We start from the raw sequence: 17,560 nt of genomic DNA, 5'->3' as shown, positions 1-17,560 counted from the left end.
GGACTTCGCCGGCCGATGCTTGCGATGCTGACACAGAGTCGCTCCCGGATGAGCCCTGCGTCAGGAGTGTTGCGTGCCAGATTTTCCCGATCAGGCGGAAGTTTCCCGCAGTGCGAAGTTTGCGACACGGACCAAGCTACTCGCCCACCGTCGGCGGCTCGGCGACACCGAGCGGGCCGCCGCCGCCAAGCAGGTCCAGGCCGGCCTGGTCGCCCTGGTTCGCCGACTGCGCCCGCGCCGGGTGACCGCGTATGTGCCGGTCGCCACCGAACCCGGGGGCCCAGATCTGCCGGCGGTACTGCACGCCGCGCTGCCGGCGGGGGCCGAACTGCTGTTACCGGTACTGCGGGCGGACCTCGACTTGGACTGGGCGCCGTGGACCGGGCCCGACGATCTGGCCGCCGCCGGGCGGGGAATGCGGGAGCCGACCGCGCCCCCGCTCGGGCGAGCCGCTGTCGCAGCGGCCGACCTGGTGGTCCTGCCGGCGCTCGCGGTGGACCGGCGGGGGGTGCGGCTGGGGCGGGGCGGCGGCTCGTACGACCGGGCACTCGCCCGGGTCCCGGCGACCACCTTGACCGTGGTGCCGCTGCACGATGGCGAGCTGGTCAACGCGCTGCCGGCGGAGCCACACGACCGTCCGGTCCACGCTGTGGTCACCCCGGCCGGCGGGCTGCGTAGGCTGGATGGTGCCGCACCGCGCTGAACCCGCGCCGGTGTCGCGCCCCACACGTCCGCTGGACGAACCCGGGGGCGATGACGCACCATTGGCACTCGAATATGCCGAGTGCCAACCGACAGCGCCAGTTCCGGAGGAGAACGTGCCCACGTACCAGTACACCTGCACCGCGTGCGGCCACCAGCTCGAGGCGGTGCAGTCTTTCACCGACGAGCCGCTGACCGAGTGCCCGACCTGCGCGGGACGGTTGCGGAAACTGTTCAACTCGGTCGGCATCGTGTTCAAGGGGTCGGGCTTCTACCGCACCGACTCCCGCACCGACTCCGGCTCGGGCTCGGGTAGCGCGGCCAGCAAGCCCGCCGCGGCGAGCAACGAGTCCGGCTCGTCGAGCGACTCGAAGTCGAGCGACTCCGCCTCGAGCGACTCCACGTCGAGCGGATCGACGTCGAAGGGTTCCGCAGCGGGCGGCGCGACCTCCTCGAAGGGCACGGGCGCCGCCGCCAACTCCGGCGGCACGAAGACCCCCGCCGCCAGCGGCACCAGCTGAGCATGCGGCGGGGCACCCGCCCCGCCACCAGCTTCCGGCACGTCGATCACGGGCAGCACCGGTCGTGAACGGTCCCTCATCGGAGCCGTCCACACGCGGGGCTGCCCGTGATCGCTTTGGTGCAGCTCGGTGACCGGGCGGACGACCGGGTCAGAGGTTCACGTCGACCGTGGCGGTGCCGATCACGATCCGGTGGTCGGAACAGGAGCCGCCACACGCGGTGGAGATGGAGAGCGAGTCACCGGTGTACGACCCGGCAAGGCGATTCTCCCGCACGAAGATGAAGTCAATTTTGCGGCCCTCTCCACACGGGCCACCGTTGTCACCGTCGTAGACGGTGGTCTCGCCGTACCCGGCACAACGGGTATCCGTGTCATCCAACTCCCGATAGCTGCCATAGTTGGCGGAGTTGTACGGGGTGTTCAGACTGGACGAGTACCACTTGTTCAACCGCGCATAGTCGGGCTGATTGTTGAGATCGCCGGCGAGAATGACGGTCATCCCAAGCCCGTGGAAGGTCTCCATAATTCCGTGCACCTCGTCCAGCTGCCGCTCATTGATACTCTTTCCGTCGATAATCGCATTCGACGGCGTGATGTGCGTGGTGCAGAACGCCATTTTCGGCGTCGCCGACAGCGGTGCACACAGGAGCGTCCTGTCCTCGGATGAGCCATCCGAGGGCAGCGTGTGGCGCAAGGCTTCACCGAGCGGGGCCTTGCTGAAGATGGCATTTCCGAAGGCCTCACCGTCGCAGGCGGTGGAGTGGGACGTCTCGAACCGGGCGAAGTTGCTGTCGTCTTCCGGCCAGCCCAGGTAGCGCAGCCGTTCAATAACGGCCACGTACTGCCCCCAGCACACCTCGTTGAGAGCGGCGAAGTCCGCGGACCGGTTTCGGATCGAGTCGGTGAGCGCCGTGATCAGCCCGTTCGTTGTTGATGCACGATTCATCGTCCAGCCGGCGACGTTCCAGACCCAGGTGTTATAGGTCTTCGTCGCGGTCGTTGTCGTAGCCGTGGTCGTAGTTGTGGCTACCGCCGCCGTGCCCGATCCGAGTATCAGCGTAAGCGAGACCATGATGGCGGTGGTCAGTCTCCTGGCAGACAACCCAATCTCCCTCCTATGCCAACAACGGGACAACACTCACATGCGCGCCCCATCCACCACCAGCGCCACGACTAACCCTTTAGCGGCAATTCACCAGAAGTATTCGCGTATTTCACTACACTGATTAGTATTTAATTAACCACAGCGAAATACCGCCCCTTGCCAACGCCACGGCGCAGGCGGCGGCCAGCAGGGAGCCCGGTGGGGCGTTTCGGAAGTGGGCCGCTCCTGCCACGCAGTGGTTACGGCAGCTGGATCAGGCCCGAATGCTCAGTCCCAGTGCGGCGGGCGCTGCTCGAGTAACCAGGCGTCGTGTCCGCCGGCCGGTTCCCCCCAGCCCTGGTCGGTGTCGTCGACAGCCCGCTCCGGCAGCATTGAGCCGCCGTCGTCGTGCGGCTTGCTCGGCCGCTCTTCGGCACGCACGCCGGATCGCTCCGGCTCCTGGTGGGTCACGAATCCCAACCCTAGCCCAGCGCATGCCAACCCCAGCCCAGCGCGTCGGCGACCAGACGGCACCGCCTGCTGCCCCTTGGTAGCGTCAGCGGGCGTGACGACCCCCGGCAGTTCCGCGGACGACTACTGGCGACCCCCCGGTGCCGGCGCTCCGGCCGAAGCGCCCAACCCGACCGGCGTCGCCAACCCGACCGGCACGCCCAGCCCACCGGCGACAACTCCGGCCAGCGAATACACCGGCCCCCCGCCGACCATCCCGCCACCGGCTGACTGGCAGCCGCCGCTGCACCTCCAGCCGCCGCCACCACGACAGCTCCCCAGGCAGGACCTACCGGCGCTGGACTTGGCCGAGCAGCGGGCGCAGCGCCTCACCTGGACCATCGGGGCGGTCGCCGCCGTGATTCTGCTGGCGCTCAGCTGCGCGTTCTGTCTCCGGCTGATGCGCTGACGGTCAGAGGGTGTTCCCCCAGACCGCCTCGGCGCCGGTGTGCCCGGTGAGAGCGACGTAAACCACACTGACCACCGCGAGCGCGACTACCGCCACCGACAGCACGCGGGTTACCCAGGGCGGCGATTTCGGCGCCCGGGCGCGGCCGCTGGTCACCACGAGCAGCACGACGGCGGCGACAGCCAGCGCCAGTGCGTACCGGAAGGCCAGGGCGCCGTACCGAGAATGCTCAGCGATCTGGTCAACGATCGGCCCCTGTATCCCGCGGGCGGTGAAGACATCGTTCAGCTCCTCGCCGGACTGCACGGCGACCCATGCGGTGGCCGGCGCCGTCACCGCCAGCAGGACGAGCGCCCAGTCGATCCGGGGCCGGAACCGCGGCAGCGCGACATAAGCGATCGCCACCAGCGCAAGCAGCGGCACGAAGACCACCACAGCGTGCACCACAAGAACGTGGGCGGGCAGCCCCATGAACTCCTTGAACATGGACACCTCCGGTGATTGCCGGCACGGGATGGCCAGCCTACGGTCGCCCGGCCCGCCCTCCTAGGCCCCACACCCGAGCTACACGCAGTCGTGATCAGTCCGGGTCACCCGTCGGTTCGACTCTCGGTGGTCGGACAGTTGGAGATCACGGAACCGTCGGTGGTGCAGCGACGCTCTCGGTTGTCGCTCTCGGTTGTCGCGTGCTGTCATTGGTGCATGTCCAGTGGTGCGGAGCTACTTCGGTCGAAGGGCCTGCGGGTAACCCGCCCCCGCCTCGCTGTCCTCGACGTGCTCGCCGCCGGCGGCCACCTGGAGGTGGACGAGATCACCCGCCGGGTCCGGGAGCGCCTCGACTCGGTCTCCACCCAGGCGGTCTACGACGTGCTCGGTGCGCTGTCCCGGGCCGGGCTGTCCCGCCGGATCGAGCCGGCCGGCAGCCCCGCCCGCTACGAGGCCCGCGTTGGCGACAACCACCATCACGTTGTCTGTCGAGGCTGCGGCGAGATCGCCGACGTGGACTGCACCGTCGGCGACGCCCCCTGCCTCGACCCGAACACCGCTCACGGTTTCGAGGTGGACGAGGCCGATGTGACCTTCTGGGGTCTCTGCCCCCGCTGCCAGGCCCGCCGTCTCGCCGACGACTGACGGCGAGGCGAGGTCCCCGGGCCGCCGGTCACCCGCCGTCGGTCACCCGCTCCACGGCGGCCCACGGGTCCTTCCCCGGCGCCTGCGCGCCGGCCGGACAGTGCCGCCGGTAGTCACACCAGCCGCAGCGCGGCCCTGGGGCGGTGGGGAAGGCCTGGTCCGGGTCGCCGCCGGCGGCGACCGACCGCTCACCGGCGATGATGTCCCCAGCGGTCTCCTCAGCCCGGGATACCTGCCGCGCGAGCGACTCCGGGCTGTGCTCGTGCGCCGCGACGGTCCCGGTCGGCAGGTGGTGTAGCTCCACCCGACGACACGGTTTACGGAAGACCCGCTCCGCCGCGTACGCGTAGAGCGCCAACGCCTGTGAGCCGCGGGCGTCGTCGGTGTCCAGCCCGGCCCGGCCCGTCTTGTAGTCCACGATGGCGAGCTCCGCCCCCGCCGGCCCGACCCGGGAGTCGATCCGGTCGGCGCGGCCGTTGAACGCCAGCACCCCGGTTTTCACCGCGACCACCCGCTCCACCCCCAGCGGTTCGGTCTCCGGGTCAAGCGTCGCCACGTACGCCTCCAGCCAGCCCAACGCTTTTCGGAACGCGGCCCGCTCCTGCTCGTGATCCCGGTAGCCGTCGCGAACCCAGGTGCCGTTGAGCAGTGTCGCCAGCGCCGCCGACCGCCGCCGGTCAACGGGGAGCGCATACCAGTTCTTCAGCGCCGTGTGGAGGCTGGCGCCGAGCGAGTTGTGCGCCCAGGGCGGCCCCTTTGGCGGGGCGGGACGGTCCAGGTAGGCGTAGCGGTAGCGCCGTGGGCAGTCCGCGTACGCGCCGAGTTTGCTGGGGGTGCAGACGAAGAGCCGCTCCGGCATGCCCTCGAACCCGAGCTGTTCGGGCTCGGCGGCGCGGGGTCGCGGCGGGGAGGTGGAAGCTCGGCGGGATCGTCGCACACCGCGATCCTGCCATCCGCCCCCGACGGAGTCAGCCCGCGGTCGTGTACTGGGTGACGAAGGCGGCCACCGCGTCGGCGATCAGCTGGACCGCGATCGCCGCCAGCAGCAGCCCGGCGATCCGGGTCAGCACCTCGATCCCACCCGGACGCAGGATTTTGACAATCCCGCCGGAGAAGCGGAGCACCACCCAGACGGCGAGTAGCACGGCGACGATCGCGACGGCGATCGCGGTGATGTCGGCCGCGCCGTCGGCCTGTTGCATGAAGAGCATCGTGGCCACGATCGCACCGGGGCCGGCGAGCAGCGGGGTGCCCAGCGGCACCAGCGCGATGTTCGAGGTGACCTGCTGGCTGGGGTCGTCCGCTTTGCCGGTCAACAGTTCCAGGGCGACCAGTACGAGCAGCAGGCCACCGGCGGCCTGCAGTGCGGGTAGGTCCACGTGCAGGTAGGCGAGCAGCGTCGAGCCCGCCACCGCGAAGATCGCGATCACCCCGAGCGCCAGCGCCACCGCCTGCCAGGCCGCCCGGTGCCGGTCCCGGGCCGACAGCGGTCCGGTCAGCGCCAGAAAGATGGGCATCATGCCCGGCGGGTCGACGATCACGAGCAGGGTTACGAAGACCTCGCCGAAGAGCTTGATATCCACCGGATCAACCTAACGGCCGGACTGGACCGTACACCGCCTCACCCGGAAGCGACGCTGGTCACGCCGGTCGCGACGATCCGCTCGTAGGTCTGCACGTCGGTGGTGAAGGCGCCCAGCCGGACCGTCTTGTGCGTGCCGTGAAAATCCGAGGCGCCGGTCACCAGCAGCTCCAGGTCGGCGGCGAGCCCCCGTACGTGCGCCCGCTCGGCGGGGGTGTGGTCCTCGTGGTCCGCCTCCAACCCGACCAGCCCGACGGCGGCGAGGTCTGCGATGAGTTCGTCGGGAACCACTCGACCACGCCGGGTGGCCCGGGGGTGGGCGAACACCGGGACTCCCCCGGCTGCCCGGACCAACCGGACCGCCTCGAAGACCTCAATGTCCTCCTTGGGCAGGCGATACCGCTCACCCAGCCAGTCCGGACCGAACGCCTCACTCGTCGTCGCTACCAACCCGGCCCGGATGAGGGCTTGGGCGATGTGCGGCCGGCCGACCGTCCCGCCCCGCGCGGCGGCCAGGATCTCCGGCCAACTCACCTCCAGTCCGTCGGCCTGGAGTAGCCGGACGATCCGCTCACCCCGTTCGACGCGGGCATGCCGGACCCGGCTCAGTGCCGCGGTGAGGTCCGGGTCGTCCGGGTCGAAGAGGTACGCGAGCAGGTGCAGCGGCACGGCGGGATCCTCCCCGTCCCACCGGCAGGACAGCTCCGCACCACGGACCAGCCGCAGCCCGGCTGGGAGCGCCCGGACCGCCGGCTCCCAGCCGGCCGTGGTGTCGTGGTCGGTGATCGCGACGACGTCGAGGCCGGCGGCTGCCGCCGCGTGAACCAACTCGCCGGGGGTAAGGGTGCCGTCGCTGGCGGTGGAGTGGGTGTGCAGGTCGATCCGAGTGCTCACTCCGCTGCCGCCTCAGGCGCCGTCGTCGGCCTTCGCCTCGTCGGCTTCCTTGCCCAGCCGCGCCTCGACCGCCTGCGGCTCGTACATCTCCTCAACGACACGCAGATAGAGCTCGTTCGGGTTGGGCAGGTTCTTGATCTCACGCAGTGCCTGCTCCTGACCGGCGGACTCGAGGACGAACGTGCCGTAGTTGAGCGCCCGCCCGGCCGGCGTCTGCTCGTACTTCATGTCGGTGACGCGGACCAACGGCATCATCGCCACTCGGCGGGTGATGATGCCGTTGACCACCATCACCCGCTTGTTGGTCAGAATGAACCGGTCGTACCACCAGTCGGCAACCCGCCACGCCACCCAACCCATCACGGCGAACCACGCCAGCACCGCGGCGGTGGTCAGCCCCCCGACATCCCGCCCGGCGAGGAAGCCGGAGAGGTATCCCAGCACGAAGGTGGCGACCACGCCGATGAGCAGCGGGGTGGCGAGGTGAATCCAGTGTCGCTTCCACTCACCCCGGTACCGCTCGGTGGGGAAGAGATAACGGGCGACGAGGGAGCTGGGCTCGTCCTCCAGCGGCAGGACCCGGCGCGGCGCCATGCCGGCCGCGTCCGCCCGCAGGCCGGCGATTTCGTCCTCAGAGATCTGCGGCGGCTGGTATTCACCCTCGGGGTCGGGGATCCAGGTCCGCCCCGACCGGCTGTCGTCGGGGAACCCAGGACCCTCGCCCAGCCTCGCCTCATCGAACGGGCCGGGGCCCGGGTACGGGGGTGGACCGGATCCGTAGCCAGATGGGTCCTCTGGGTCGATGCGGGGGATCGACTCCGTGTCTCGCTCCCGGCGCTCCCGGTCGGGGTCGTCGGGGTCGAAGGGGGGACCGGAGGGGCTGCCCATCGTCGGCTAGGCGACGATGTTGGTAACGAACTCGCCAAATCCCTGGGCGATGTCCACGAGGCCGCCGCCGAGTGACTTGAAGACGTCCGCCGCGGAGTTCGGCCGGTAGGCCACGAAAAAGATCAGGAATGCGATACCGGCCCAGGTGAGGACCTTCTTGACCATGACGGGCCATCCTCTCGCGCGGGCGCCGGGTCCGATTACCGCAGCGACACTCAGAGTATCAGCGTGATGCCGTACAGTTATTTCACTGTGTCCGTTCTCCGACATTCCGGGGGACTTGTCAAGCCCTCCGACTGGTCCGGAGTTGGTACGCCGTGCCTGAGCCCGGGGCGCGTCCACTTCGAGAGGTCGCGCTGCACAACCCACCGAGCAACGACCCCGCACTCGCCGGCCAGGCTATCGCATGCGGCCACAATCCCCGAGCTTCACCGGCCGATGCGCGTCGATCCGTCGGTGATCTCACACCACACAGTGGAGGCGCGGCACCGGCTCCGGCCGGAGCTGGCCCGTGTGGGAGTGGAGGGATGGCCGCACCTCAGGCCGGAGCTGGCCCGCCGTAGGACCGGATCCAGGCGTGCATGGCGATGCCGCTGGCCACGCCGGCGTTGATCGAACGGGTCGACCCGTATTGGGCAATCGAGAAGAGCTGGTCGCAGGCGGCCCGAGCGGGTTCGGACAGACCCGGGCCCTCCTGCCCGAAGAGCAGCACGCACCGGCGGGGCAGCGAGGCCGTCTCCAGCGGTTGACAACCCGGCAGATTGTCGATGCCCACCACCGCGAGCCCGGCACCGGCCGCCCAGGTGACGAAGCCCTCGATCGTTTCGTGGTGCCGCACATGTTGGTAGCGGTCGGTCACCATCGCGCCGCGTCGATTCCACCGGCGACGGCCCACGATATGGACCTCGGCGGCGAGGAACGCGTTGGCGTTGCGGACCACGGTGCCGATGTTCAGATCGTGCTGCCAGTTCTCGATCGCCACGTGAAAGTCGTGCCGCCGCTGGTCCAGGTCGGCGACGACGGCCTCCTGCCGCCAGTAGCGGTACCGGTCGACCACGTTGCGTCGGTCACCGTGCGCCAGCAGGTCAGGGTCGTAGCGCGGGTCGTCCGGCGGGGTGCCCTGCCACGGACCCACCCCGACCTCAAACTGCTCACCGGTCACGGGTCCTAGAGGGTACGGCCAGCCGGGCGCGCCACTCAGCCCAGCCCCAGGGCATCCCCGAGCCGGTCGAGAAGCCGACGGTCGCTGCGGGCAACCGCCCCACCCCGGTTCGACCCGGCTCGGCAGACTCGGGCGGCGACCGACTGCACCCACTGTCGATAGGCGGCCGAGTCAGCCGGATCTGCCCGCTCGAGCAGCCGGGCCGCCGTACGGGCGACGGCGAGCAGCCTGGCGGTGTCGGCCAGTGGGCCGGGCGACGCGCTCGCCGAACCGTCATGGCGGGCATAGATCGTGGCCACCACCGCGCGAACCAGGTCACTGTCGAAGGACCGGCCGGCGGCGATGGCCTCGAGGCCAGCCAGCCCCGCGGCGACCCCCTGCTGCCCCGACGCCTGGGTGACGGCAACGGCAACGGTCCAGCTGGGCAGGTTGGCGAGCAGGTCCCACTCCGCGGCGGAGTAGGGAGGATCGGTCAGCGGTACGGCGTGGCGGCCAGCGACGGGCGGCTCGCCGGCGAGGGAGTGGCTCATGGGAACCTCCGGCGCCAGCATAAGCCCCAATTACCGAGAAAAGACCAACAAAACGGGGAGTGCCGGATAAAACAGCAACAGCGCGAAGGGTGGGGCCACGCCGGAAGCCTTTCCGAACCTCCGGCGCGGCAGCGCCGTCAGCGGGGCGTGGGGAAACTCGGCCGCTCCAGATCCACCCCGTCGGCGGCGGCGGCGGCCTCGGCGTACGCCTTCTTCGGCACCATGACCTTGCGCCGGAACACACACACCAGAGTGCCGTCCTGGTTGTAACCACGGGTCTCGACGGCGACCACACCGCGGTCCGGCTTCGAGGAGGATTCCCGCTTGTCCAGGACCGTGGTCTCGCCATAGATCGTGTCGCCGTGGAAGGTCGGGGCGACATGGCGCAGGGATTCGATCTCCAGGTTCGCGATCGCCTTGCCGCTGACGTCGGGCACCGACATGCCGAGCAGCAGCGAGTAGACGTAGTTGCCGACCACGACGTTGCGCTTGAACTGACTTGCGGTCTCGGCGTAGTGCGCGTCCAGGTGGAGCGGGTGGTGGTTCATCGTGAGCAGACAGAAGAGATGGTCGTCGTACTCCGTGACCGTCTTGCCCGGCCAGTGCCGGTAGACCGCATCAACCTCGAAATCCTCGTAGTAGCGGCCGAACTGCATCCTGGTCCCCCTTCGACGGGCGGTGATGAGTTCGGCACAGCATGCCTTACCGATGGTAAAGGCGAACCAGGGGACGACGGTGGTCGGGAAAAGTCACACCAGCGGCACCAGAGGCCGGACGCAATGAGCGGCGGGGCCCTCCCCGGCACCCGCCGCCCACGCTCTGATGCGACAGATTCTGCCGCACTACGACACAGTCCAACAGAGACGGGGATCACAGTTGCCTTTTTGTTACATTACTCAGCGTAATCTGCACCCACCCTGGAAGTGATCACGGTAAATCCAATAGCGCCATGTCAAGCTTCAAGTTACCGACTCGTAGGCAAAGTGTCGTCCAGGACCAATGGAAGCGCTCCCACTACCCCTGGTAACGCAAATGCGACATGCACTTGCGTATTGCAGTACCCACCCGTAACCGATGGATATCGATGAGTTCAACGCCGGCCGCAACCGAACCAGCGGCGGTGGCGTTTCGGCCACCGGGGCCCGGGAATTCCCCGCGGTGCGCCCTGGTTCGACCAGAGGTAGCTGTTCCACGCGATCGGAGACTGAGATGGCAACCGTTGAGCTGACCACGGCGAACTTCGACGAGTTGACCGGCGGCGACGGAATCGTGCTGGTCGACTTCTGGGCCGATTGGTGCGGCCCCTGCAAGCGGTTCGCCCCGGTGTACGAGCGCTCCTCGGAGAAGCACCCAGACATCGTCTTCGGCAAGGTCGACACCGAGGCCCAGCAGGAGCTGGGTGCAAAGTTCGACATCCGCTCCATCCCAACAATCATGGCGATCCGCGACGGGGTCATCGTCTTCGCCCAGCCCGGCGCGCTACCGGAGTCAGCCCTCGAGAACCTGATCGAGCAGGTCGAGGCGCTGGACATGGACGACGTCCGCAAGAAGCTCGCCGAGCACCCCCACTGACCCGCCCGGACCTGCGCACTCACTTGCCCCGTATTCGAACCTGTGTTCGAATACGGGGCATGCGCTGGGACAACCTCGCCGCCGATCCGAGCACGATCGACCTTGACGAGCCAGCGCCAGCGACGCCACCCCTGCCGCTGGCGCTCACCGGCGCCACCGCCCGCAGCTTTCCCACGCCCGACTTCGCCGGAATGACCTTCTATGAGATCCAGGCGAAGTCGATCATCAACCGGGTCCCGAGCACCTCCCGGGTCCCCTTCGAGTGGACCATCAACCCATATCGGGGCTGCAGCCACGCGTGCGTCTACTGCTTCGCCCGCAACACACACACCTACCTTGGCCTCGACGCCGGCGCCGACTTCGACCGAAGAGTGATCGTCAAAACCAATGCTGGCGAGTTGCTCCGCCGCGAACTGGCAGCACCCAGCTGGCGGGGCGGGCAGATCGCGATGGGCACCAACGTGGACTGCTACCAGCGAGCCGAGGGGCGCTACCAACTCCTACCGGAGATCATCAGCGCGCTGCGGGATTTCGCCAACCCCTTCTCGATCCTCACCAAGGGCACCCTCATCCTGCGCGACCTTCCCCTACTCCGCCAGGCCGCCCAGGTGACCCGGGTCAGCCTGGCCTGCTCGCTGGGCTTCGTGGACGAGCGGCTCTGGCGAGCGGTCGAACCGGGCACACCGAGCCCGGGTCGCCGGCTACACGTGATCCGCCAGCTCACCGAGGCCGGCTTCGCCGTCGAGGTGCTGATGGCACCGATCCTGCCCGGCCTCAGCGACGACGACGAGTCCATCGACGCGACCGTGGCGGCGATCGCCGCCGCCGGGGCGACCGGCGTGACCCCGATCGCGCTGCACCTGCGTGCCGGGGCCCGGGACTGGTATGCCCGTTGGCTCGGACGCGCCTTTCCGCACCTGGTTCCCCGCTACCGTGAGCTATACGGCGCCGGGGCCTACTCGCCGCGGTCGTACCAACGGGAGCTGACCGCCCGGGTCCGGATCGCGGCACGCCGGCACGGCCTACCTCCCGGCGCTCCCCGGGAGGAGCCACGGCCACCCGACCGGCCGCACGCTGAGCAGCTCAGCCTGCTCTAACCGCCCCCACCGGACCCTCAGCCCCCCGCCTCACCGGTCGGGCACTGCCAGCGGTACCGCACCGGCACCTGCGCCCCGACAACCCGCCCCGACCAGCGGCGTTAGAGTCGATGGATGCGCACCCCCCAGCAGATCCTCGCCGACGCCGCCGTCATCGCCGTTGTCGGCGCGTCCCGTGATCCGCGAAAGCCCGCGCACACCGTGCCGCTACAGCTGCAACAGCACGGCTGGCGGATCATCCCGGTCAACCCGGCCGTGGACGAGCTATTCGGTGAGCGCGCCTACCCGTCCCTCGCCGACCTTCCGCACCCGGTCGACCTGGTCGACGTGTTCCGCCCAGCCGACGACGCGGTGGAGGTCGTCCGCTCGGCGGTCACGATCGGCGCACCGGCGGTCTGGCTGCAACTCGGCATCGTCTCGCCAACGGCCCGGCGGATCGCCGCCGACGCCGGCGTCGACTACGTCGAGGACCGCTGCCTCGCCGTCGTACGCGCCGCCGCCGGCCTGAGCCGCCGAGGCTGACCAGGACGTCAGAGCCGGTACTCCCGAAGCAGACCACGGGAGATGATGGTCTTCTGAATCTCCGAGGTGCCCTCACCGATGAGCAGGAACGGGGCCTCCCGCATCAGGCGCTCGATCTCGTACTCCTTGGAGTAGCCATAGCCACCGTGGATGCGGAACGCCTCCTGGACCACCTCGGCGCAGTACTCAGAGGCGAGTAGCTTGGCCATGCCGGCCTCGACGTCGTTGCGCTGACCGGCGTCCTTGAGCCGGGCGGCGTTGACCATCAACGCGTGCGCGGCCTCGATCTTCGTCCCCATCTCGGCCAGCTTGAACGCGATGGCCTGGTGTTTGGCGAGCGGCTGGCCGAAGGTACGGCGCTGCTGCGCGTACGCGGCGGCCAACTCGAAGGCACGGATCGAGATGCCACAGGCCCGGGCCGCCACGTTCACCCGGCCCACCTCGATTCCATCCATCATCTGGTAGAAACCGCGACCGACCTGCTCCGCGCCGCCAAGCACCGCGGACTCGGGGACGGCCACGCCGTCGAGAACCATCTCGGTGGTCTCCACCCCCTTGTAGCCCATCTTGTCGATCTTTCCTGGGATGGTGAGGCCCGGAGCGGTCTCGCCGAAGCCCGGCTCCTTCTCCAACAGGAAGGTGCTCATGTTCCCGTACACCGAGTCGGCACCGGTGTCGGTCTTGACCAGGGTGGCGACCACCGACGCGTACGCCCCGTTGGTCAGCCACATCTTCTGGCCGTTGAGGACGTAGTTCGCGCCGTCCCGGACCGCCCGCGAGGTGATCGCCGAGACGTCGGAGCCGCACTCCGGCTCGGACATGGAGAAGGCCCCGCGCACCTCGCCGGTCGCCATCTTCGGCAGCAACCGAGCTCGCTGGTCGACCGAGCCGTGCTGAGAGATCAGGTACGCCACGATGAAGTGGGTGTTAACGATGCCCGAGATCGACATCCAGCCACGGGACAGCTCCTCGACCACCAACGCGTAGGTCAGCAGAGACTCCCCCAGACCGCCGTACTCCTCGCCGATGGTCAGGCCGAACAGCCCCATCTCGCGCATCCCGTCCAGGATGTCGGCCGGGTACTCGTCGGCGTGCTCCAACCGCTGCGCGTGCGGGATGATCTCCTTGTTCGCGAACTCCCGGACGGTTTCCAGAATCGACTGTTGCACGTCGGTCAGGCCGGGTGTCTGGGCGAGTCGAGCCATATCCGCCTCCGGGTCGATGCGTTACTCGGGGGTAACCAAATGCCCGGCCAGTATCGGCGGCGCGGGCGTTGCCGCCAAGGTGACCAGTCCCCCCAACCGCTGTGAAAAGTTTCACCGGCCGGGGTAGCGTCCGGCCATAGGGACCTCGGCAGGAGGAGAGAACCGTGAGCCAGCCACCGTCGCCCGATCCACCGGATCCCGACCGGCCCGCGTCCCCCTGGGAAGAGCCCACCGCTGGCCCGGAGCCGCCCCCCTCGCACCGAGCCGACCCGAACCAGCCGCCGGAGCACGGTGAGGCGCAGGGCGGCCAGCCCCAGTGGGGGCAGCAGCAGTGGGAACAGCAACAACAGTGGGGGCAACAGCAGCCCCAGTGGGAACAACAGCAACAACAGTGGGGGCAGCAGCACCATCTCTATGGCGCACCCAAAAGCCCTGCGACGAACGTCCTGGCCGTCCTCTCCCTGGTCTTCGCCTTCGTATTCGCACCTGCTGGCATCGTCCTCGGCCACCTGGCCCGCCGGCAGCTGCGCACCAGCGGCGAGTCCGGTGGTCAACTCGCCACCGTGGGCCTGATCCTCAGCTACATCTTCACCGCGTTCATCCTGTTGGCCTGCTGCGGATGGGCGGTCCTGGCCACCATCAGCGGCAACGACAGCACGTACTGAGTCGAACCGCCGGAGCCGTGGGGGCGTGGGGCCACCCGCGACCACCGACGGGTCGGCCGGCCCACGTCCTGACCGAGCGCCACAGGTCAGCGGAACTGCGCCTCGCGCACACTGTTGCCGCCGTCTACCACCAGCATCTGGCCGGTGATGTAGGAGGCAGCCGGCGAGCAGAGGAATGCGATGGACGCCGCTACCTCGTCCGGCGTACCCGGCCGACCGACCGGCGTACCCAGTCCTTGTTTGAGCTCGGCCATCGTTGACGCGGCGGTGTGGATGGTCCCCGGGGCTACCGCGTTGACGGTCACCCCGTCCGCGATCATCTCCATCGCCAGCGCCCGGGTCAGCCCGACGACCCCAGCCTTGGCCGCCGCGTAGGCGGCCTCGGTCGGCAAGGCGTTGACCGGGCCGGCGGTCGCCGCCAAGTTCACGATCCGGCCCCAACCCCGCTCGGCCATCCCGCCGATGAACGCGCGGCTACACAGGAAGGCAGTGGTGAGGTTCCGATCGATCTCACCGTGCCACTCCTCGTAGCTGAGCTGGACGACCGGCCGCAGTACCTCCGGACTCGCCCGACTCGCCAGGCCGGCGTTATTGACCAACACCTCCACATCACCGAGTTGCTCGGCGACCGCATCCGCCAACGCACCGACCTCCGACTCGTCGGTCAGGTCAGCCACGAATCCGATGACCCCGAGCTCGGCGGCGCGCTCGTGGATACGGCGAGTGGTGGAGACGATGGCGACCCGCGCGCCCAGGTCGGCGAGGCGACGCGCGGTCGCGTACCCGATTCCGTCCGGGCTGCCGGCTCCGGTCACCAACGCCACCCGCCCGTCCAGCCGCATGGTAACCGGCTCCGGCAGGGGTACCGGCTCGTCCTGCCCGCCGGGCGCGGCCAGGCTGCCGCCCGTCGCCCGGCTACGGCGGGCCGCGCCGCGACGACTCGCGTCTCGTTTCGGTCGGCTCCCGGCACTCGCATCAATCGCCATGTCAGAATCCTGCCCGTTTGCCCCGGCCCGAGCAACGCGGCGCGGTGGCGGCTTCCCCGAATGTCATTCGGCTGACCACCTTGACACTCACCACTACCTGGCGGGAGAAGCAGATCCGGGAAACCGGCGAGAGCCGCGGCCGCCCCCAGCGGGCCTGCTACTACGCGGGTGGAGTGAAGGAGGAGGTGCGAGTCATCCCGGCCGCCCGGCCCTTCGCCGCGATCACCAACGCCATCTTGCGCGACGCCTCGTCAATCATCTCGTCGCCGAGCATCACCGCACCGAGCTTCCCGCCCGCCTCGGAGGTGTAGTGCTGGTAGGCGTCGAGGATCAACTCGGCGTGGTCGTAGTCGTCCTGGGCCGGCGAGTAGACCTCGTTGGCGGCCTCCAGCTGGCCCGGGTGCAGCACCCACTTCCCGTCGAAACCGAGCGCGGCGGACCGCTTGGCCACCTCGCGGAACGCGTCCACATCCCGGATCTGCAGGAACGGGCCGTCAATCGCCTGCTTGTCATGCATCCGGGCGGCCATCAGGATGCGCATCAAAATGTAGTGGTACGGATCGCCCGGGTAGTCCGGAATCAGCGCACCGACCGCCAGTGACTTCATGTTGATCGATGCCATGAAGTCGGCGGGACCGAAGATGATGGTCTCCACCCGGGGCGCCGCCGCGGCGATCGCGTCCACGTTCACCAGACCGGCCGCGTTCTCGATCTGCGCCTCGATGCCGATCCGCCCGACCTCCAGGCCAAGGGTCTTCTCCACCTGGGTGAGGGTGAGATCCAGCCACTGCACCTGGCCGGCGTCCTGCACCTTCGGCAGCATGATGCAGTCCAGGTTGGCGCCAGCGCCCTCAACGACGTCGATCACGTCCCGGTAGGTCCATGGGGTGGTCAGGTCGTTCACCCGGACGACCCGAGTCTTGCCGGTCCAGTCGCCCTCGTTGAGGGCGGCGACGATATTCTTCCGCGCGTCCGGCTTCGCGAGCGGGGCGACCGCGTCCTCCAGATCGAGGAAGACCTGGTCGGCGGGGAGTCCCTGCGCCTTACCCAACATCTTGACACTGGAACCTGGCACCGCGAGACAGGACCGGCGGGGGCGACCGACTGTGGTCATTGTGCGCTCCTTCCAGCGTCCGGCGGACGGGCCGACGCCACCTCAAACATGCAAACGTATGGGGATTTAGCTATCCAAAAGAGCGGCTTTACCGGTCTCCAAGTACGGGGTACGCCACGGTAACCTTGTGCCGTGACTGGGGTGAACAGACCTGTGGAAGATCTCACTGGACGCCGACTGGTGGTGGTGACCGGAGCCAGCTCCGGCATCGGCCTCGCCGCCGCCACGGATCTCGCCTGCCGCGGTGACCAGGTGGTCCTCGTCGGGCGCGACCCGGCTCGCCTACAGGCCGCCGCCGAACAGGTCCGGGAGGCCGCCGGCGAACTCCCGGAGACGTTCCGCGCGGACTACGCCGTCCTGGATGATGTCCGCGCCCTGGCCGAACGGCTACGCACCGCCTACGACCGGATCGATGTGCTGGCCAACAACGCGGGGCTGATCGCGATCCAGCCAACCACCACTGTTGACGGTTACGAGCTGTCGATCCAGGCCAACCACCTCGCACCGTTCCTGTTGACCAACCTCCTGCGGGACCGGCTCGACCGGGTCGTCGTGACCGCGTCCACCGCGCACCGCAGCGGGTCGCTCAACCCGAATGATCTCAACCAGTCGCTGCGCCGGTACCGCGCGATGAGCGCCTACGGCACCAGCAAACAGGCGAATATCCTGTTCACCACGGAGGCAGCCCGACGCTGGCCGGAGCTGCCGACGTACTGCTTCCACCCGGGCGTGGTGCGGACCCGGTTCGGCGGTGACAGCCGGCTGATCAGCATCGCCATGCGCCTGATGCCGGCCCGCCGTGCGGAAAAGGGCGCCGAGACCCTGGTCTGGCTCGCCAACCAGGCTCCGGAACGGCTCCACAGCGGCGGGTACTACCAGGATCTACGGCTCCGCCAACCAGCCCGGAAGGCAACTGATCCGGAATCGGCTACTCAGCTCTGGGCAGCCAGCGCGAAGGCGGTCGGCATCGACGGGAGTCAGTGA

At 68.8% G+C, this 17,560-nt stretch carries 23 protein-coding genes and 1 pseudogene; 9 read left to right on the top strand and 15 right to left on the bottom strand.

Annotation, left to right across the window (positions count from 1 at the left end; genetic code table 11):
- Positions 1–73 precede the first annotated feature (73 nt).
- Both SALPAC4_RS0113390 and SALPAC4_RS28525 read left to right on the top strand, forming a co-directional pair.
- Positions 74–703 carry a 5-formyltetrahydrofolate cyclo-ligase gene (locus SALPAC4_RS0113390; protein ID WP_019870758.1) on the top strand — a complete coding sequence of 210 codons (630 nt, stop codon included), beginning with the start codon at positions 74–76 and terminating at the stop codon, positions 701–703.
- Positions 594–959 (top strand): annotated as a pseudogene (locus SALPAC4_RS28525) (FmdB family zinc ribbon protein); the annotation flags it as partial. The gene SALPAC4_RS0113390 and the pseudogene SALPAC4_RS28525, both read left to right, overlap by 110 nt.
- A gap of 14 nt (positions 960–973) precedes the next feature.
- Here SALPAC4_RS28525 and SALPAC4_RS28520 read toward each other — a convergent pair.
- The 3 genes from SALPAC4_RS28520 to SALPAC4_RS0113370 all read right to left on the bottom strand — a co-directional run bounded on the left by SALPAC4_RS28520 (position 974) and on the right by SALPAC4_RS0113370 (position 2,780).
- Positions 974–1,303, bottom strand: coding sequence for a hypothetical protein (locus SALPAC4_RS28520; RefSeq protein ID WP_050564983.1), 330 nt, complete (start codon positions 1,301–1,303; stop codon positions 974–976).
- A gap of 70 nt (positions 1,304–1,373) precedes the next feature.
- Positions 1,374–2,297, bottom strand: a complete 924-nt coding sequence (locus SALPAC4_RS0113375) for an endonuclease/exonuclease/phosphatase family protein (protein WP_019870756.1) — start codon at positions 2,295–2,297, stop codon at positions 1,374–1,376.
- 300 nt (positions 2,298–2,597) lie between these two features.
- Entirely contained in the window at positions 2,598–2,780 is a 183-nt protein-coding gene (locus SALPAC4_RS0113370; RefSeq protein WP_019870755.1) for a hypothetical protein, read from the bottom strand.
- 94 nt (positions 2,781–2,874) lie between these two features.
- On the opposite strand from SALPAC4_RS0113370, the gene SALPAC4_RS0113365 reads away from it, so the two are divergent.
- Complete coding sequence (locus SALPAC4_RS0113365; RefSeq protein ID WP_019870754.1) at positions 2,875–3,228, top strand: hypothetical protein; 354 nt, start codon at positions 2,875–2,877, stop codon at positions 3,226–3,228.
- A 3-nt stretch (positions 3,229–3,231) separates the two neighbouring features.
- On the opposite strand, the gene SALPAC4_RS0113360 is transcribed toward SALPAC4_RS0113365, so the two are convergent.
- The gene (locus SALPAC4_RS0113360; protein WP_019870753.1) at positions 3,232–3,714 is read right to left on the bottom strand and encodes a DUF2231 domain-containing protein; all 483 of its coding nucleotides are present in this window, start codon (positions 3,712–3,714) and stop codon (positions 3,232–3,234) included.
- A 216-nt stretch (positions 3,715–3,930) separates the two neighbouring features.
- Here SALPAC4_RS0113360 and SALPAC4_RS0113355 point away from each other — a divergent pair, with 216 nt between their 5' ends.
- Positions 3,931–4,359 carry a Fur family transcriptional regulator gene (locus SALPAC4_RS0113355; protein ID WP_018734134.1) on the top strand — a complete coding sequence of 143 codons (429 nt, stop codon included), beginning with the start codon at positions 3,931–3,933 and terminating at the stop codon, positions 4,357–4,359.
- A 28-nt stretch (positions 4,360–4,387) separates the two neighbouring features.
- On the opposite strand, the gene SALPAC4_RS0113350 is transcribed toward SALPAC4_RS0113355, so the two are convergent.
- The 8 genes from SALPAC4_RS0113350 to SALPAC4_RS0113315 all read right to left on the bottom strand — a co-directional run bounded on the left by SALPAC4_RS0113350 (position 4,388) and on the right by SALPAC4_RS0113315 (position 10,071).
- Positions 4,388–5,296, bottom strand: coding sequence for a RecB family exonuclease (locus tag SALPAC4_RS0113350; RefSeq protein WP_027644488.1), 909 nt, complete (start codon positions 5,294–5,296; stop codon positions 4,388–4,390).
- Between the two features lie 31 nt (positions 5,297–5,327).
- A complete protein-coding gene (locus SALPAC4_RS0113345) occupies positions 5,328–5,942 on the bottom strand; it encodes a MarC family protein (RefSeq protein ID WP_018729448.1) in 615 nt (204 codons plus the stop codon).
- Positions 5,943–5,980: 38 nt separating this feature from the next.
- Positions 5,981–6,835: a PHP domain-containing protein gene (locus tag SALPAC4_RS0113340; protein ID WP_019870751.1), complete on the bottom strand. Its 855-nt coding sequence runs from the start codon at positions 6,833–6,835 to the stop codon at positions 5,981–5,983.
- Between the two features lie 12 nt (positions 6,836–6,847).
- On the bottom strand, positions 6,848–7,723 hold the full coding sequence (locus SALPAC4_RS0113335) for a PH domain-containing protein (RefSeq protein ID WP_018729446.1): 876 nt from the start codon (positions 7,721–7,723) through the stop codon (positions 6,848–6,850).
- 6 nt (positions 7,724–7,729) lie between these two features.
- A complete protein-coding gene (locus SALPAC4_RS27960) occupies positions 7,730–7,888 on the bottom strand; it encodes a hypothetical protein (protein WP_018218449.1) in 159 nt (52 codons plus the stop codon).
- Between the two features lie 373 nt (positions 7,889–8,261).
- Positions 8,262–8,885, bottom strand: coding sequence for a TrmH family RNA methyltransferase (locus SALPAC4_RS0113325; protein ID WP_019870750.1), 624 nt, complete (start codon positions 8,883–8,885; stop codon positions 8,262–8,264).
- A 35-nt stretch (positions 8,886–8,920) separates the two neighbouring features.
- Positions 8,921–9,436 (bottom strand): hypothetical protein, encoded by a 516-nt coding sequence (locus SALPAC4_RS0113320; RefSeq protein ID WP_019870749.1) that lies wholly within the window; start codon positions 9,434–9,436, stop codon positions 8,921–8,923.
- Between the two features lie 116 nt (positions 9,437–9,552).
- Positions 9,553–10,071, bottom strand: coding sequence for a MaoC family dehydratase (locus SALPAC4_RS0113315; RefSeq protein WP_019870748.1), 519 nt, complete (start codon positions 10,069–10,071; stop codon positions 9,553–9,555).
- A 553-nt stretch (positions 10,072–10,624) separates the two neighbouring features.
- Between SALPAC4_RS0113315 and trxA the strand changes: the two genes are divergently transcribed.
- The 3 genes from trxA to SALPAC4_RS0113300 all read left to right on the top strand — a co-directional run bounded on the left by trxA (position 10,625) and on the right by SALPAC4_RS0113300 (position 12,606).
- The gene (gene trxA, locus SALPAC4_RS0113310; RefSeq protein WP_018721305.1) at positions 10,625–10,987 is read left to right on the top strand and encodes a thioredoxin; all 363 of its coding nucleotides are present in this window, start codon (positions 10,625–10,627) and stop codon (positions 10,985–10,987) included.
- Between the two features lie 59 nt (positions 10,988–11,046).
- Positions 11,047–12,084 (top strand): Rv2578c family radical SAM protein, encoded by a 1,038-nt coding sequence (locus SALPAC4_RS0113305; RefSeq protein ID WP_019870747.1) that lies wholly within the window; start codon positions 11,047–11,049, stop codon positions 12,082–12,084.
- 114 nt (positions 12,085–12,198) lie between these two features.
- Positions 12,199–12,606: a CoA-binding protein gene (locus tag SALPAC4_RS0113300; protein WP_019870746.1), complete on the top strand. Its 408-nt coding sequence runs from the start codon at positions 12,199–12,201 to the stop codon at positions 12,604–12,606.
- Positions 12,607–12,614: 8 nt separating this feature from the next.
- On the opposite strand, the gene SALPAC4_RS0113295 is transcribed toward SALPAC4_RS0113300, so the two are convergent.
- Entirely contained in the window at positions 12,615–13,811 is a 1,197-nt protein-coding gene (locus SALPAC4_RS0113295; protein WP_019870745.1) for an acyl-CoA dehydrogenase family protein, read from the bottom strand.
- A gap of 164 nt (positions 13,812–13,975) precedes the next feature.
- Between SALPAC4_RS0113295 and SALPAC4_RS0113290 the strand changes: the two genes are divergently transcribed.
- Positions 13,976–14,476, top strand: coding sequence for a DUF4190 domain-containing protein (locus SALPAC4_RS0113290; protein WP_019870744.1), 501 nt, complete (start codon positions 13,976–13,978; stop codon positions 14,474–14,476).
- A gap of 86 nt (positions 14,477–14,562) precedes the next feature.
- Here SALPAC4_RS0113290 and SALPAC4_RS0113285 read toward each other — a convergent pair whose 3' ends face one another.
- Positions 14,563–15,462, bottom strand: a complete 900-nt coding sequence (locus SALPAC4_RS0113285; protein ID WP_019870743.1) for an SDR family NAD(P)-dependent oxidoreductase — start codon at positions 15,460–15,462, stop codon at positions 14,563–14,565.
- A gap of 160 nt (positions 15,463–15,622) precedes the next feature.
- Positions 15,623–16,576 carry an HpcH/HpaI aldolase/citrate lyase family protein gene (locus tag SALPAC4_RS0113280; RefSeq protein ID WP_018740831.1) on the bottom strand — a complete coding sequence of 318 codons (954 nt, stop codon included), beginning with the start codon at positions 16,574–16,576 and terminating at the stop codon, positions 15,623–15,625.
- A gap of 153 nt (positions 16,577–16,729) precedes the next feature.
- On the opposite strand from SALPAC4_RS0113280, the gene SALPAC4_RS0113275 reads away from it, so the two are divergent.
- The gene (locus SALPAC4_RS0113275; RefSeq protein ID WP_027644486.1) at positions 16,730–17,560 is read left to right on the top strand and encodes an SDR family NAD(P)-dependent oxidoreductase; all 831 of its coding nucleotides are present in this window, start codon (positions 16,730–16,732) and stop codon (positions 17,558–17,560) included.

This window comes from Salinispora oceanensis, assembly GCF_000383575.1.
Classification (GTDB): Bacteria; Actinomycetota; Actinomycetes; order Mycobacteriales; family Micromonosporaceae; genus Micromonospora; species Micromonospora oceanensis.
This window is presented reverse-complemented; position numbering and strand designations above follow the sequence as displayed.